Raw genomic sequence first — 13,382 nt, 5'->3', positions numbered from 1 at the left:
CCGTCACCGCGCTGGTCAGAAATAATCCGATGATTCCGTACGGGCTTGTTTACCACGGCAGTTTGCATTGTTAACATGATCACACTTTTTTGACGTCTCCCCGTTTTGGTGCGTCATTTCTCTTCCCCATAGGTAGGGCATTGCTGGTAAAACTCGACACGCTGGTGGCGCGCTACGACGAACTCAATCGTCTCAAGACGCAACGGGCGCTGGATCTCATGAGTCGCTATGGGCAGCAGGTCTTCCAGTTGCTGCCTGTCATGCTGCACTTCAATCATCCCCTCTTGCCCGGCTATGTGGCGGGGGACGTGCCTCATGGTATCTGGAGTTTTGTCGCCAACGAGGCTCAGCAGGCCTTCATCGAAGATCTGTGCCAGAACGCCAACTGTCAGGGCGGCCTCAGCACCCACGACAAGTCCATCCAGGGCCTCTATTCCATGGGCAGCACCTCGTCCATCGGTCAGTGCTGTCACTCGGATCTCGACATCTGGGTCTGCCATGCCGCAGGTCTGTCGGTGGAGCGGCTCGCCCTGCTGGAGCAGAAATGTCAGCTGCTCTCCAAGTGGGCCGAGCAGCGCGGGGTCGATCTGAACTTCTTCCTGATCCCCGAAGACAAGTTCCGTCAGCGCAACGACGCCCAGATGCAGGGGGAGAGCTGCGGCAGTGCCCAGCACCTGCTGTTGCTCGACGAGTTTTACCGCAGCGCCATGCACATCGCCGGCAAGCGCCTGCTCTGGTATCTGGTGCCCGCCGAATATGACGATCACTACGACGACTATGTGAGCGGCCTGTTTGCCCACGGCAAGCTGAGCCAGGATGACTGGCTCGATCTCGGTGGCTTTGACCGCATTCCGGCTGAGGAGTACTTCGGCTCCGCCCTCTGGCAGCTCTACAAGGGCATCGACTCCCCTTATAAAGCCGTGCTCAAGTCGGTGCTGATGGAGGCCTACTCTCACGAGTATCCCAGCACCCGCCTGCTGTCGGTGACCAGCCGTGACTGGTTCCAGCACAACGAGGGCATGCACTACCGGCTCGACAACTACTGCCTGATGCTGGACAAGGTGACCAACTACCTCAAGTCCATCGGCGACATGCAGCGCCTCGATCTGGTGCGCCGCTGCTTCTATCTCAAGGTGTGTGACGGCCTGAGCCATCCGAAGGAGGAGCACAGCCCGGACTGGCGCCGCGCGCAGATGGCGCAGCTGGTGGCTTACTGGGGCTGGAGTCAGGAGCGGTTGCACCACCTGGATCACCGCCAGGAGTGGAAGGTCGAGGACGTCAAGGTGGCCTACGCCGAGTTGCTCGAGGCCCTGATGCAGAGCTATCGCAACCTCATTCAGTTTGCCCGGCGCAACAACATCAGCGAGTCCATCAACCCGGAAGACATCGGCATACTGTCGCGCAAGCTCTATGCCGCCTTCGAGAGCCTGCCGGGCAAGGTGCAGCGCATCAACCTCAAGATAGCGCCGGATCTCAGCGAGCCGGATCTCAGCTTTGTGCAGGTGCCCCACGGCCGCCTCAACCGCGCCGGCTGGTATCTCTACAAGCACTCGCTGGAGCCGGTGAACATCATCGGTCGGGCGCCGCTCGAATATAACGGCTACATCAGCAAGCTGATCGCCTGGGCCTACTTCAATGGCCTGATGACGCCCCAGTCCCGGGTGCACCTGTTCAATCAGGGCTCGGATCTGCACACCGACAACCTGCACCAGTTCTGCCGCGATCTGTCCGGCACCTTCCCGGTCAAGTACCCGAGGGCTACCAACCTGGCCCTGAGTCGCCCCTGCGAGATCCATCAGCTCTCCATCTTCCTGAACCTGGAGACGGATCCCACCAGCCACTGGGTCGGGCAGGTGATCGAGTTCGACGCCAACGCCGCCGACGTCTTCTCGTTCGGTCGCAATCAGGAGTGTCTGGTGGGCTCGGTGGATCTGGTCTATCGCAACTCCTGGAGCGAGATCCGCACCCTGCACTTCCAGGGGGAAGAGGCGGTGGTGGATGCCCTCACCACCATACTCGGCAAGATGCATCAGGACGCGGCCGCCCCCGAGATGATAGAGGTGTTCTGCTACAGCCAGCACTTCCGCTCCCTGGTGCGCTCCCGCTTCCAGCAACTGCTGGCCGAGTGCATCGAGCTACGCCTCGCCCGCGACAAGCAGCAGCTGGTCAAGACCCTGGCCCTCGGCAAAGAGAAATACGGCATCTTCTTCGAGCGGCGCGGGGTCTCGGTCAAGAAGCTGGAAAATGCCATCGACTTCTACCGCCACATCTCCCACAACAAGCTGGATCACCTGCCGCTGCGGCTCGACAAGACCCACAGCCAGCACCTGCCCGGCATCGTCGATGCCTACGCCAGCGAGGGGCTGGTGCAGTTCTTCTTCGACACCCGCAATGCGGGCACCAACATCTATATCCTGGACGAGGCGAATCGGGTGGAGATCTACCAGCACTTCGCCGGCAACAAGGATGAGCTGGTGCAGGGGGTGAATCGCTTCTACACCTCGGGCCACGAGCGCTTCAGTGATGCGGGCCAGTTCAGCAACTTCAACCTGCCCCAGTACTACGAAATCGTGCAGCAGGGCGAGGTGCTGGCGGTGATCCCCTACCGCAGCCAGAGCCCACAGCGAGACAATCCGGGCCCGGCGCGGGAAGTAGGATGATGTGCTGCTGACGCTCCACGACTCCAATGCAAACGGCCTGCTATGCAGGCCGTTGTCGTATGCGTGATCCGGTGTCAGGCGTCGAGGCAAGCCAGCAGCCAGGCGCGGATGTCGGCGAGCTGGGGCCGGCAGATCTCGTGGCGCATGGGGTATTCGTGCCACTCGGGGCTGAGGCCAGCCGCTTCCAGCCGGTTCTTCGCCTCCCAGCCCATGGAGAGCGCCACCACATCGTCATAGATGCCGTGCATGTAGCAGATGGGCAGGGCACGGGCGGCCTCACTCATTTCTGCTAGCAAGGCGTCGGGCGCCGCCAGGTAGGTGGACATGCAGAGCAGGCCCGCCAGGGGGTGAGGGCAGCGCAGGGCGGTGAAGGAGGCGATGACGCCCCCCTGGGAGAAGCCGGCCAAGATGATGCGCTCGGGGGCGAAGCCCTCGGCGATCAGGCTGTCCAGCAAGCCCTGGATGCTTGCGGCAGATTCCCGCACATGGGACTCCACGGCGCGATCCGCCGGGTGCTCGAAGCTCTTGATGTCGTACCAGCCGCGCATCTTGTGGCCCATGTTGATGGTGATGGGCCGCTCGGGAGCGTCTGGCAGCAGGTGGCGCACCGGCAGGGAGGCGGGCAAGTCCAGTGCGTCCACCAAGGGGGCCAATCCGGCGCCGGAATCCCCCAGCCCGTGCAGCCAGATCACGGCGTGGCGGGCACCGTCGGGATGCAGATCTATCATGGGAAGACCACTGGCTCGCCGGCCTGGGTGGTGCAGGCGCGGGTCAGCAGGGCCTTGAGCTCCTCGCCGAAGCGGTTGTCTATCCAGCTCTCCCCGCGCAGTTCGAAGTGGAAGCCGTTCTCCCGGGTGGCGACCCAGACCTGGTGCAGGGGCTCCTGCTTGTTGATGATGACCTTGGTCTTGTTCTCGAAACTTAAGGTCAGCACACCGCCGGCCCGTTCACAGTCGATATCCGGATACCCCTCGTCGATAACGTCTTCCACATACTGGAAAAAGGTGTCTGTCAGGGCGTGATACTCGTGATCCTTCATCGGTTTATCCTGTTGCTTTTAACAATGTGAGTGCGATTATAGAGGGCCAAAAATTTTTTCGCAGCGAACCATTATGACCAGCCAGTTCACCAAGTGCCTGTTGGCCGCATTTCTGTCCCTCGGGTTGGGCGCCTGTGGTCTGACGGGGCCGCTTTACATGCCGCCGCCGGAGCAACCGGCTCCCGCCGAGCAGCCAAAACCAGCGTCGCCCAAGACAGAGAGTACACCGCAAGCCGCTTCGCCTGCGACCGCCAAACCGGCCTCCGAGGCCGCGCCGCAATAATCTAGGAAGGAACCGCCCCCTTGGATCACTTTAACTACGACGCCGACGGCCAGCTGCAGGCCGAGCAGCTTCCCCTGCAACAGCTCGCCGAACAATACGGCACACCGCTCTATGTCTACTCCCGCGCGACTCTGGAGCGTCACTGGCACGCCTTCGATCAGGCGGCCGGCGATATTCCCCATCTGATTTGCTATGCGGTCAAGGCCAACTCCAACCTGGCGCTGCTGAACCTGCTTGCCCGTCTGGGTTCAGGGTTTGACATCGTCTCCGGCGGGGAGCTGTCCAGGGTGCTGGCGGCGGGGGGGGATCCGGCCAAGGTAGTCTTCTCCGGCGTCGCCAAGAGCGAGGCCGAGATGCGCCTCGCACTGGAGAAAGAGATCCTCTGCTTCAACCTGGAGTCTGAAGCCGAGCTGGAGCGCCTGAACCGGGTGGCCGGCAGCATGGGCAAGGTGGCGCGGGTCTCGGTACGGGTCAATCCGGACATCGACGCTGGCACCCATCCTTATATCTCTACCGGCCTCAAGCAGAATAAATTCGGCATCCCCATCGAGCAGGCCCCCGCCATCTACCGCAAGGCGGCGACCATGGCGAACATCGAGATCAAGGGGGTGGATTGCCACATCGGTTCTCAACTCACAGAATTGAATCCCTTTATGGAGGCGGCGGACAAGCTGCTGCGGCTCATCGACGAGCTGGCCGCCGAAGGCATTCACATCCATCACCTGGACGTGGGCGGTGGCCTGGGGGTCAACTATGGCGCCGAGCAGCCACCGCACCCCACCGAATATGCCGAGGCGCTCAAGCAGAAGCTGGCGGGTCGGGATCTGACCCTGCTGTTCGAGCCGGGCCGCGCCATCGTCGCCAACGCCGGCGTGCTGCTGACCCGGGTTGAGTTCCTCAAGCCTGGCGAGACCCGCAACTTCGCGCTGATCGACGCCGGCATGAACGATCTGCTGCGCCCCTCCCTCTACGGCGCCTGGATGAACATCATCGAGGTGGACAGCCGCACGACCCACGAGCCTGCGCTGTACGACGTGGTTGGCCCGGTGTGCGAGACCGGCGACTTCCTCGGCAAGGAGCGAACCCTGGCCATAGGTGAGGGCTCCCTGCTGGCGGTCCGCTCCGCCGGCGCCTACGGCTTCACCATGTCCTCCAACTACAACACCCGTCCCCGCGCGGCCGAGGTGCTGGTGGACGGTGACCAGGCTCATCTCATCCGGGAACGCGAGCAGCTGACCGATCTCTGGCGCGGTGAGCATTTGCTACCCTAGAAACCCGCGTCGTGAGATGGTAACGACAACCCCTCTCTCCCCTTGCGCGGAGGGAGGTTGGCAGGGCTGGCAGACGGCGTTTCACTGCGTGAGCGCCTGATCAACGGTACAGGAATGCAGGATGTTGATAGATTTTTCCAAGATGCATGGCCTGGGTAACGACTTCATGGTGGTGGACGGCGTCACCCAGAAGGTGTTCTTCAGTAACGACATCATCAAGAAGCTGGCGGATCGCCACTTCGGCATCGGCTTCGATCAGCTGCTGCTGGTGGAGCCGCCCTATGATCCCGAGCTCGACTTTCACTACCGGATCTTCAATGCCGATGGCAGCGAGGTGGAGCAGTGTGGCAACGGCGCCCGCTGTTTCGCCCGTTTCGTGCGCCTGAAGGGGCTGATCAACCGGGACAGGATCGGCGTCAGCACCGCCCGTGGCCGCATCACACTGCAGCTCGAGGGTGAAAACCAGGTCACGGTCAACATGGGGGTCCCCCAGTTTGAACCGGGCAAGGTGCCGTTTCGCGCCCAGAAGGCGGAAAAAACCTACCTGCTGCGGGCCCAGGAACACACCGTGATGTGTGGCGTGGTCTCCATGGGCAACCCCCATTGCGTCATCGAAGTGCCCTCGGTGGACGATGCGCCTGTATCGACCCTGGGTCCCATCATGGAGCGGCACGAGCGTTTCCCCGAGCGGGTCAACGTCGGCTTCATGGAGATGGTCAACGCCACCGAGATCAAGCTGCGGGTGTTCGAGCGCGGGGTGGGGGAGACCCTGGCCTGCGGCACAGGCGCTTGCGCCGCCGCGGTGATCGGCATCAGCCAGGGCAAGCTCAAGGAGCGGGTCACCGTCAGCCTGCCGGGGGGCAAGCTGACTATCGCCTGGAAGGGGCCGGGCCAGCCGGTCTACATGACGGGACCGGCCGAGCACGTGTTCGATGGCCAGATAGAGCTGTAACCCTCTCCCGCCGGGAGGGAAAGATAAAGGGGGCACAAGCCCCCTCTGCACAACGATAATGTCAGGGCCCCGTGCCCTTTTTCTATGATGGACCAACCAAGTTATGAGCGAACTCAAACGGCAGGAATCACTGATGGACGAAGCCACAGTGCTGGAGTACCTGGCCCGTTATCCCGAGTTTTTCCAGCGCCACGCGGCCATGCTGGACCGGATCCGCATTCCCCATGAGCAGAAGGGCACCGTCTCCCTGGTGGAGCGCCAGATGGACAGGCAGCGCGAGCGCATCGAGCAGCTGGAGCAGGAGATCACCGAGCTGATGGGGATCGCCAGCGAGAACGAGCGGATCTTCCGGGTCTATGCGGACCTCTATGGCGAACTCTATGGCTGCCGGACCCTGTTCGAGGCGAGCGTGCTCCTGGGCAAGGCCTTCGTGCAGCGGTTGCGCCTGACCGGCTTGCGACTCTGGCTCAACCCGAAAAAATTCCAGCTCAGCGGCTCTGAGCAGCGCTTCCTGGCAGAGGGCAAGCAGCTCGATCAATTGTTGGGTCAGCGCCTGCCGGGGACGGATTACTACTTCGGCCGGCTCAACCAGAGCGAGAAACAGACGCTGTTTGGCAACGACGTGCTGGTCAATTCTGTGGCCCTGATGCGGCTCGGGGAGTTCGGCGTGCTGGCCTTCGCCAGCTCGGATCCCAGCCACTTCGCCCCCCACAACGACACCCTGCTGCTGGGCCAGCTGGGTCGCCTGCTGCAGCAGCGTCTGCCCGAGCTGACCCGTGGCTAGGGAGCCCGCCAGATCACCCACCAAGGCGGCGCCGCCTGCCGCCGAGCCTCTGCCGGCCGCGCTAGCCGATGAGCTGGCGGCCTTTATCGAATACCTGAGGGTCGAGCGCCAGCTCAGCCCCCACACCCGCAGCAACTACGAGGCGCACCTGCAGGCCATGACGGCGGAGCTGGTGCGCCTCGGTCTCGATGACTGGGGCCGGCTCGAGGCGAGCCAGGTGCGCAGCCTGGTGACCCGGATGCACAAGGCTGGCCTCGCCCCCCGCTCCCTCGCCACCAAGGTTTCGGCCCTGCGCAGCTTCTGCGACTGGCAGGTGCGTCAGGGGCGGCTCGCCGCCAACCCGGCCCGGGGCATAGTGACCCCCAAGCAGGGGCGACCGCTGCCCAAGAATCTCGACGTGGACGAGATGTACCAGCTGCTCAACATCACCGACGAGCAGGATCCGCTGGCGGTGCGGGATCGCGCCATCATGGAGCTGATGTACTCCTCCGGCCTGCGCCTCGCCGAGCTGGTGGGGCTCAACCTGGTGGACATCAAACTCGATGAGCGCCAGCTCAGGGTGACCGGCAAGGGCTCGCGGGAGCGGGTGCTGCCCATGGGACGGATGGCGGTAGAGTGGTTGCAGAAGTGGCTCAAAGTGAGGCCACTGCTGGCGGGGGATGAGGCCGAGGCGCTGTTCGTCTCCCAGCGCAAGCAGCGGCTGTCGGCGCGATCTGTGCAGGAGCGGCTCGATGGCTGGGGCAACAAGCAGGCGCTCAATGCCCACGTCCACCCCCACAAGCTGCGCCACAGCTTCGCCACCCACATGCTGGAATCCTCCGGCGATCTGCGGGCGGTGCAGGAGCTGCTGGGGCACGCGGATCTCTCCACCACCCAGATCTACACCCACCTCGACTTCCAGCATCTGGCCAAGGTGTATGACAATGCCCACCCCAGGGCCAAGCGGGATGCCGCAACCCCGGATGATGAGTGACCTTGTATGACGGTGACCTGTTATCCGAGGGAATGACAGCGTCCAACTCGCCAGGGCCAAGCGGGATGCCGCGACCCCGGAAGATGAGTAAAAGGTGCTGTGCTCGAATGGTTCGGTGCCCTGCTTCCCTCACCCTGGCCTTCTCCCAAAGGGAGGGGGGCCGATTGAGGTTGTGTTAATGCCGAAGGCGGCCATCGACCACGTATTTTTTGGCCACCGGTTAACCACGATCTATCCGCAATCGCCGATCTGCGCCCTTCTCCCCTCGCGGGAGAAGGGTTGGGGATGAGGGGGCAAGTCAATGGATCTGCGGGAATCTTGTCCCACCAAGAGGAGTAAGCATGCAGTTTTATCGTCGTTGGCAGCCGGTGGCCGCCATCTCGTTCGATCTCGACGACACCCTCTATGACAACGGCCCCGCTATCTTGCGGGCCGAGCAGTGGATGCTGGCGCACCTGCGCAGCTCATACCTGGCCACCGCCATGCTGGACAAGCCGCGCTGGCTGGCGCTCAAGCGCGAGCAACTGCTCGCCCATCCCGAACTATGCCAGGACGTCAGCCTGGCGCGCCGGCATTGCATCCGTGTGGCCATGACGCAGGGCGGCATGCCCTTGGAGCTGGCCGAGCGGGAGGCTGGCCGGGTGTTCGCCGGCTTCCTCGCCGAGCGTTCGAAAATAGAAGTGAGCGCGGCGACCCACGCGCTGCTTGGGAGACTGGCGGAGCGCTACCCGCTGGTGGTGATCACCAACGGCAACCTGGATCTGAAGCAGGCCGGTTTGAGCGACTACTTCACCCTGGTCTGCAAGGCGGGAGCCGGCGCCCGGATGAAACCGGCACCGGACATGTTCCTGCAGGCTCAGGCAGCCCTCAAGCTGCCCCCCGACCAGATACTGCACCTGGGGGACGACCCCGAGACCGATGTGCAGGGGGCTCGTCTGCACGGTTTTCGGGCCGCCTGGCTCAATGAGCGCAATCAGCCCCGCCAACGGCTGCGACTGCTGCCGGATGTGGAGATCTGTGCCCTCGGCGAGCTGGCGGAACTGCTGCTCTGAGCCTTGCCGGCGTGAGTGAAGTGCGTGAGTTACTTGCGGCAGATAAGGCCGCTGGGGCCCCAGTCCGTCTGATTGACCCGGCAATAGGTGATGCCTGAGGGCAGCGCCTGCTGCAGGGTGATGGCGCTGTCCTGATAGTGGCAGACCAGATAGAGGGGGCGAGCCCCGTCCCCCGTCAGGCTCCAGTAGTGTGTCTCGGCGCTGTCACCGTTGTCCGGTTTCAGCTGCGCCAACTCCCCCGGCTCACCATCGAACAGGGCCAGCGCCACTAGTCTGTGGTGCAGCGTCTGGCTCGGCTTTCCCTCCCGGTCCCGAGTCACCCCCTGCCAACCGGTGGTAGGGGAGAGCAGTTGCTGGCGGCTCGCTATCTGGGGTGGGCAATCGAATTGCAGGCTGGCGCTCAAGGCCAGGGCCATCAGTAACATGAGGGGATCCCGGTGGTGGCTGATGCGCACCATGCTAGCGCATGGCGTCGGTGCTACGCCATCGCCCGTTTGCCATGCCGGCGTGGCTGACGAAGAGAGGTGAACAGCTTACAAGAGTTGTGCTGGCCTGCGCCCTATGGGCGCAGGCCAGCGTAAGGATCAGGCGACTAGCCAGCCTGTTGTCTGCGCTCGCGGCAGGCGGCGCCGAAGGCCTCGAACAGCTTGATGGAGTGAGGGTTTTCGCTCGCCTTCCACTCCGGGTGCCACTGCACCGCCAGGGTGAACTGGGGCAAGGCGGGGGCATAAATGGCCTCGATCAAGCCATCCTCGGCGTAGGCCAGCGGTGCGAGTCCCTTGGCCAGCGTCCTGATCCCCTGACCGTGCAGGGAATTGACCGGGATCTGCTCCTCTCCCATCAGCTCGGCGAACCAGCTGCCGGGCACCAGGCTGACCTGATGGCTGTGGCCATATTGATCCTCCACCGGATCCTCTGCGTCCTCCCGGTGATCCGCATAGCCGGGCTCGTTATAGACCTTCTGATGAATGTCCCCGCCGAGGGCCACGTTGATCTCCTGCATGCCGCGGCAGATGCCGAGCAGCGGCAAGCCCCTGTCGATGGCGGCGCGCACCAGCGGAATATCGAACAGATCCCTGTCCCTGTCCTGGGGTTTCTCCGGGGTCAGGTTCTCCTGGCCGTAGAGGGCGGGATCTATGTTGGAGCCGGCGCCGCTCAGGTAGACGCCGTCCGCCAGATCCAGATATTGCTCCAGATCCTCGGCACCGCAGCAGGTCGGCACCAGCAGGGGCACGCAGCCGCTGATCTCCACCAGGGGAGTGATGTATTTGTGGGTCATGACCTGATAGGGGTGACCGTTACGGGGCTGGGCGCCCATGGTCATCAGGACGACGGGTTTACGATCGGTACGGGGGGCGGGGTTGGGCATAGGTCACCTTGGCTATCCTTGGCTGTGGTGTCTCATCCTGCGCCTTGGGAAGGCCCTTGCGGCGGCTAAGCAGCAAGGGCATGCCTCAAGGCATGGTCATGGGATCCGGGTCGCGCCGCGGTGCCAGAATCGTCGGTCAGCCTGGGCAATGACAGCCTGGATCCTGATCCCAGTCTGCCAAGGCCGTTCAATATGTCAAACGAAATGATGCGTTAATGTTAAATCTTGTGGCGGCTGAGCTAGCTTGAGTCCCAGTATCAGGGGGCTGTGCGCGTATCGGAGGGGATTGGGCAGGTTATCGTGGTGGATATATTAAACATGCAGATTCTGTGGTGAAACATGCGGGGCACCCTCGGGTGCCCCGGCGGGGATCAGGCATTCAGCACGAACTGCTCGATCACCCTGGCCACGCCTTCCTCGTCGTTGCGGCTGGTGATGTGCTGCGCCAGCGCCTTGATCTCGTCGGTGGCATTGCCCATGGCAACCCCTAGCCCGGCGTATTCGATCATGTGGCGGTCATTGCCCGCATCCCCCACTGCGATCACCTCGTCTGCGGTGATGCCCAGATGCTCGGCCAGGGCGGCGACGCCGGTGCCCTTGTTGCTCTGCTTGTTCATGAACTCGAGGAAGTAGGGGGAGCTGCGCACCACAGTGTAACGCTGGTAGAGCTCGGCGGGCAGCTGGGCGATGGCGCGGGAGAGCTGGGGCTCCGGGTCTATCATCATCACCTTCATGATCTGCTCGTCGGCGGGCAGGGTGGCGAAGTCCACCAGGTTGATGGGCATGTCTACAAGGCGGGACTCGTGCTCGGTATAGGTGCTGACCCTGGGGCTGATGAGGCCCTGGCGCACGGAGAAGCCGTGGATGTTCACCCCCAGCTCATCGGCCAGGTGGGCGATGGCGCTGGCATCGCTGCCGGTCAGCAGCTGGCTGCGGATGATGCGTTGGTCCGCGACTTTCTGCACCAGGGCGCCGTTGTAGCAGATGACGTAGTCATCCGGTCCGGTGAGACCGAGTTCGGCCAGATAGGCCGTCATGCCTTCCAGCGGGCGGCCCGAGGTCAGCACTACGGTGACGCCCCTGGCGCGCGCGGCCGCGATGGCGGCGTGGGTGCGGGGGGTGATCTGACCTTGCTGGGTCAACAGGGTGCCATCCATATCCAATGCGATCAGCTTGTACATCTTCTCACTACCTGAGTCTGGCCGGCCCGCCCGATGGGGCCTGGGGGAGGCCGAGTGTAGCGAAAATCGCCGCCGGGATCACGCCATGCCGTGATCCCGCCAAGGCGAGAGAGTGGGCGGCCCTCAGCGGTGGCCCTGATAGGGGGTCAGTTGCAACTGATCTTCCCGGATGGCGAAGTGGATGGGGCCGTGCTCTATGTCGACCCTGTTGTGATGGTGGGCCATCTCCACCTCGACACCGGGGAACAGCCGCTGGGTGGCGATGATGTCCATGTTGGCCATCAGCGCCTGCAGCTCGGCCTGGACGCTGGCCAGTTGCTCGTCCAGCGACTTGCTTTCCTCGAGTTGCTGGCTGCGCAGCGTCTTGATCTTCTGCAGGGTCTCGGGGCTGCGCTTGTCCCGGGGCAGTTGCAGCAACCGCAGGATGAGATCCTGCAGCTTGTCGAGCTGCTCCCGGCAGGCCTGCTTGCGTTGACGCAGGGCCTGCTCCTGCTCCTTGTGGCTGAAGTAGCCGCCGAGGATCTGCAGCCGGGTCCGGTTCTGTGCCGAGGCGCCGAGCACCGGGGCCATGATCAGCCGGTTGGCGATGTTGACGCCCCCGATCAGGTGACCCTTGCGCATGGCGCTGTCCCCGACCTTGAGATCCTGGCCGCTGCGGCAATAGCTGTGGCTGAGCTGGCTCTGGATATGGATGTCGCCATCGGCCTCCAGCCTGGCGTACTGGGCATAGCTGGCGTGGATCTCGCCCCCTGCGTTCAGGTGGCACAGGTACTCATCCTCCTCCTGCTTGCGGCCGATGATGCCGTTGCGCACCGTGATGGTGCCGCCCGATTCGATATAGCCCCCCTCGACGAAGCCACCGATCACCACGTCACCGCTGGTCTTGATCCGCATGCCGGGCATGACATCCCCGGTGACCAGCAAGGAGCCTTCGAAGATGACGTGGCCGTGGCGAATGTCGACCTGCTTGACGCTCAGCACCTCATCGACCCTCATGCCGGCCCGCTCCTGGCAGGGCAGGCCGGGGCGTGTCGCCAGCAGCAGATCCGGGTCTTCGGGGGCGAGGCAGGCCCCTTCCCCCGCCGTCATGGCGCTCTCCTTGCCCGCTCTGGCCGGCAGCGTTTGGCCCGTCACGGTGAAACCGTCGATCCCCTGAGTCGGGGGATGGCGCCGCATCAGCGGCGTGCCCGCCTTGACGGTGAGCAGGGTGCCGAGATCGCGCATGTCCACCTTGCCATGATCCCGCTCCTGGGGCCTGAGGATCCGCTCGGCCGGGGTCTCCACCAGCCGCTCGAGCCGGCTATCCAGACCGTGCTCGACCGCTCTGCCCAGGGCGATGACGGGCCTGAGCCGGGTGCCGGGGGCAGCCTCCCTCGCGGTTTGGACGAGGCTGGCGAGCCGGGATTCGTCGAGCCCCAGCCTGATCTCGCTCGCCGCCACGGCGGCCTGCAACTGGCTCAGGGTCAGGGGCTGGCCGCCCCAGTCTGCGGTGATCTGGGCGCTGGCACTCATCTTGTCCTGCTCGACCTGGATCAGCAGCCGGGCATCCTGGCGCTGGGCGATGGGCACGGGGGCATGGGAGGGGACGTCCGGATTGGTCAGCAGGGCGTTGAGCAGGGCGACGGCCTGGCGGATCCCTTCGGTCAGGGGCTGGTAGCGCCGGCAGTTGGAGGCCAGCAGCAGGGTCAGGACCTCGGCCTCGGTGACGGGCTGGACCAGGCCGGGGGCGATGCGCAGGCAGACATAGGTCATGTCCGTTGACAGCTGAAACCACTCTTTGCTTAACACCGGGATCCTCCCTGGTTATCCAAATCCGGC

Annotated in this window: 13 protein-coding genes; 7 read left to right on the top strand and 6 right to left on the bottom strand. The window is 63.8% G+C overall.

Annotation, left to right across the window (positions count from 1 at the left end):
- The first annotated feature begins 140 nt into the window (after positions 1-140).
- Positions 141-2,660, top strand: a complete 2,520-nt coding sequence (locus MM194_RS06840; RefSeq protein WP_241343111.1) for a class I adenylate cyclase — start codon at positions 141-143, stop codon at positions 2,658-2,660.
- Between the two features lie 74 nt (positions 2,661-2,734).
- Here the strand turns inward: MM194_RS06840 and MM194_RS06835 are convergent, their stop codons facing one another.
- Positions 2,735-3,388, bottom strand: a complete 654-nt coding sequence (locus MM194_RS06835) for an alpha/beta fold hydrolase (RefSeq protein ID WP_241343110.1) — start codon at positions 3,386-3,388, stop codon at positions 2,735-2,737.
- A complete protein-coding gene (gene cyaY, locus MM194_RS06830; protein ID WP_033131486.1) occupies positions 3,385-3,699 on the bottom strand; it encodes an iron donor protein CyaY in 315 nt (104 codons plus the stop codon). The genes MM194_RS06835 and cyaY overlap by 4 nt, the downstream gene beginning before the upstream one ends.
- A 73-nt stretch (positions 3,700-3,772) precedes the next feature.
- On the opposite strand from cyaY, the gene MM194_RS06825 reads away from it, so the two are divergent.
- The 6 genes from MM194_RS06825 (at position 3,773) to MM194_RS06800 (ending at position 9,014) form a co-directional block, all read left to right on the top strand.
- Positions 3,773-3,982, top strand: a complete 210-nt coding sequence (locus MM194_RS06825; protein WP_081966201.1) for a lipoprotein — start codon at positions 3,773-3,775, stop codon at positions 3,980-3,982.
- A gap of 20 nt (positions 3,983-4,002) precedes the next feature.
- Positions 4,003-5,253 (top strand): diaminopimelate decarboxylase, encoded by a 1,251-nt coding sequence (gene lysA / locus MM194_RS06820; protein ID WP_033131485.1) that lies wholly within the window; start codon positions 4,003-4,005, stop codon positions 5,251-5,253.
- Positions 5,254-5,374: 121 nt separating this feature from the next.
- Positions 5,375-6,205 carry a diaminopimelate epimerase gene (gene dapF, locus MM194_RS06815; protein WP_033131484.1) on the top strand — a complete coding sequence of 277 codons (831 nt, stop codon included), beginning with the start codon at positions 5,375-5,377 and terminating at the stop codon, positions 6,203-6,205.
- 103 nt (positions 6,206-6,308) lie between these two features.
- Complete coding sequence (locus MM194_RS06810; protein ID WP_033131483.1) at positions 6,309-6,989, top strand: DUF484 family protein; 681 nt, start codon at positions 6,309-6,311, stop codon at positions 6,987-6,989.
- Positions 6,982-7,962, top strand: coding sequence for a tyrosine recombinase XerC (gene xerC, locus MM194_RS06805; protein ID WP_347006500.1), 981 nt, complete (start codon positions 6,982-6,984; stop codon positions 7,960-7,962). The genes MM194_RS06810 and xerC overlap by 8 nt, the downstream gene beginning before the upstream one ends.
- Positions 7,963-8,303: 341 nt before the next feature.
- Complete coding sequence (locus tag MM194_RS06800) at positions 8,304-9,014, top strand: HAD-IA family hydrolase (RefSeq protein ID WP_241343109.1); 711 nt, start codon at positions 8,304-8,306, stop codon at positions 9,012-9,014.
- Between the two features lie 29 nt (positions 9,015-9,043).
- Here the strand turns inward: MM194_RS06800 and MM194_RS06795 are convergent, their stop codons facing one another.
- The 4 genes from MM194_RS06795 to MM194_RS06780 all read right to left on the bottom strand — a co-directional run bounded on the left by MM194_RS06795 (position 9,044) and on the right by MM194_RS06780 (position 13,352).
- Entirely contained in the window at positions 9,044-9,439 is a 396-nt protein-coding gene (locus MM194_RS06795) for an STY0301 family protein (RefSeq protein ID WP_241343108.1), read from the bottom strand.
- A 167-nt stretch (positions 9,440-9,606) separates the two neighbouring features.
- Complete coding sequence (locus MM194_RS06790; RefSeq protein WP_042642931.1) at positions 9,607-10,383, bottom strand: gamma-glutamyl-gamma-aminobutyrate hydrolase family protein; 777 nt, start codon at positions 10,381-10,383, stop codon at positions 9,607-9,609.
- 371 nt (positions 10,384-10,754) lie between these two features.
- Complete coding sequence (gene yidA / locus MM194_RS06785) at positions 10,755-11,564, bottom strand: sugar-phosphatase (RefSeq protein WP_033131479.1); 810 nt, start codon at positions 11,562-11,564, stop codon at positions 10,755-10,757.
- A 123-nt stretch (positions 11,565-11,687) separates the two neighbouring features.
- Positions 11,688-13,352 carry a FapA family protein gene (locus MM194_RS06780; RefSeq protein WP_347006499.1) on the bottom strand — a complete coding sequence of 555 codons (1,665 nt, stop codon included), beginning with the start codon at positions 13,350-13,352 and terminating at the stop codon, positions 11,688-11,690.
- Between the last annotated feature and the right edge of the window lie 30 nt (positions 13,353-13,382).

The organism is Aeromonas sp. MR16 (assembly GCF_022549315.1).
Lineage (GTDB): Bacteria > Pseudomonadota > Gammaproteobacteria > Enterobacterales > Aeromonadaceae > Aeromonas > Aeromonas aquatica.
This window is presented reverse-complemented; position numbering and strand designations above follow the sequence as displayed.

Bases quoted from the DNA above. Each gene is read 5' to 3' on its own strand.
- MM194_RS06835 (WP_241343110.1), bottom strand. From the start codon at position 3,388: ATGATAGATCTGCATCCCGACGGTGCCCGCCACGCCGTGATCTGGCTG.
- cyaY (WP_033131486.1), bottom strand. From the start codon at position 3,699: ATGAAGGATCACGAGTATCACGCCCTGACAGACACCTTTTTCCAGTAT.
- MM194_RS06825 (WP_081966201.1), top strand. From the start codon at position 3,773: ATGACCAGCCAGTTCACCAAGTGCCTGTTGGCCGCATTTCTGTCCCTC.
- dapF (WP_033131484.1), top strand. From the start codon at position 5,375: ATGTTGATAGATTTTTCCAAGATGCATGGCCTGGGTAACGACTTCATG.
- MM194_RS06810 (WP_033131483.1), top strand. From the start codon at position 6,309: ATGAGCGAACTCAAACGGCAGGAATCACTGATGGACGAAGCCACAGTG.
- MM194_RS06800 (WP_241343109.1), top strand. From the start codon at position 8,304: ATGCAGTTTTATCGTCGTTGGCAGCCGGTGGCCGCCATCTCGTTCGAT.
- MM194_RS06795 (WP_241343108.1), bottom strand. From the start codon at position 9,439: ATGTTACTGATGGCCCTGGCCTTGAGCGCCAGCCTGCAATTCGATTGC.
- MM194_RS06790 (WP_042642931.1), bottom strand. From the start codon at position 10,383: ATGCCCAACCCCGCCCCCCGTACCGATCGTAAACCCGTCGTCCTGATG.
- yidA (WP_033131479.1), bottom strand. From the start codon at position 11,564: ATGTACAAGCTGATCGCATTGGATATGGATGGCACCCTGTTGACCCAG.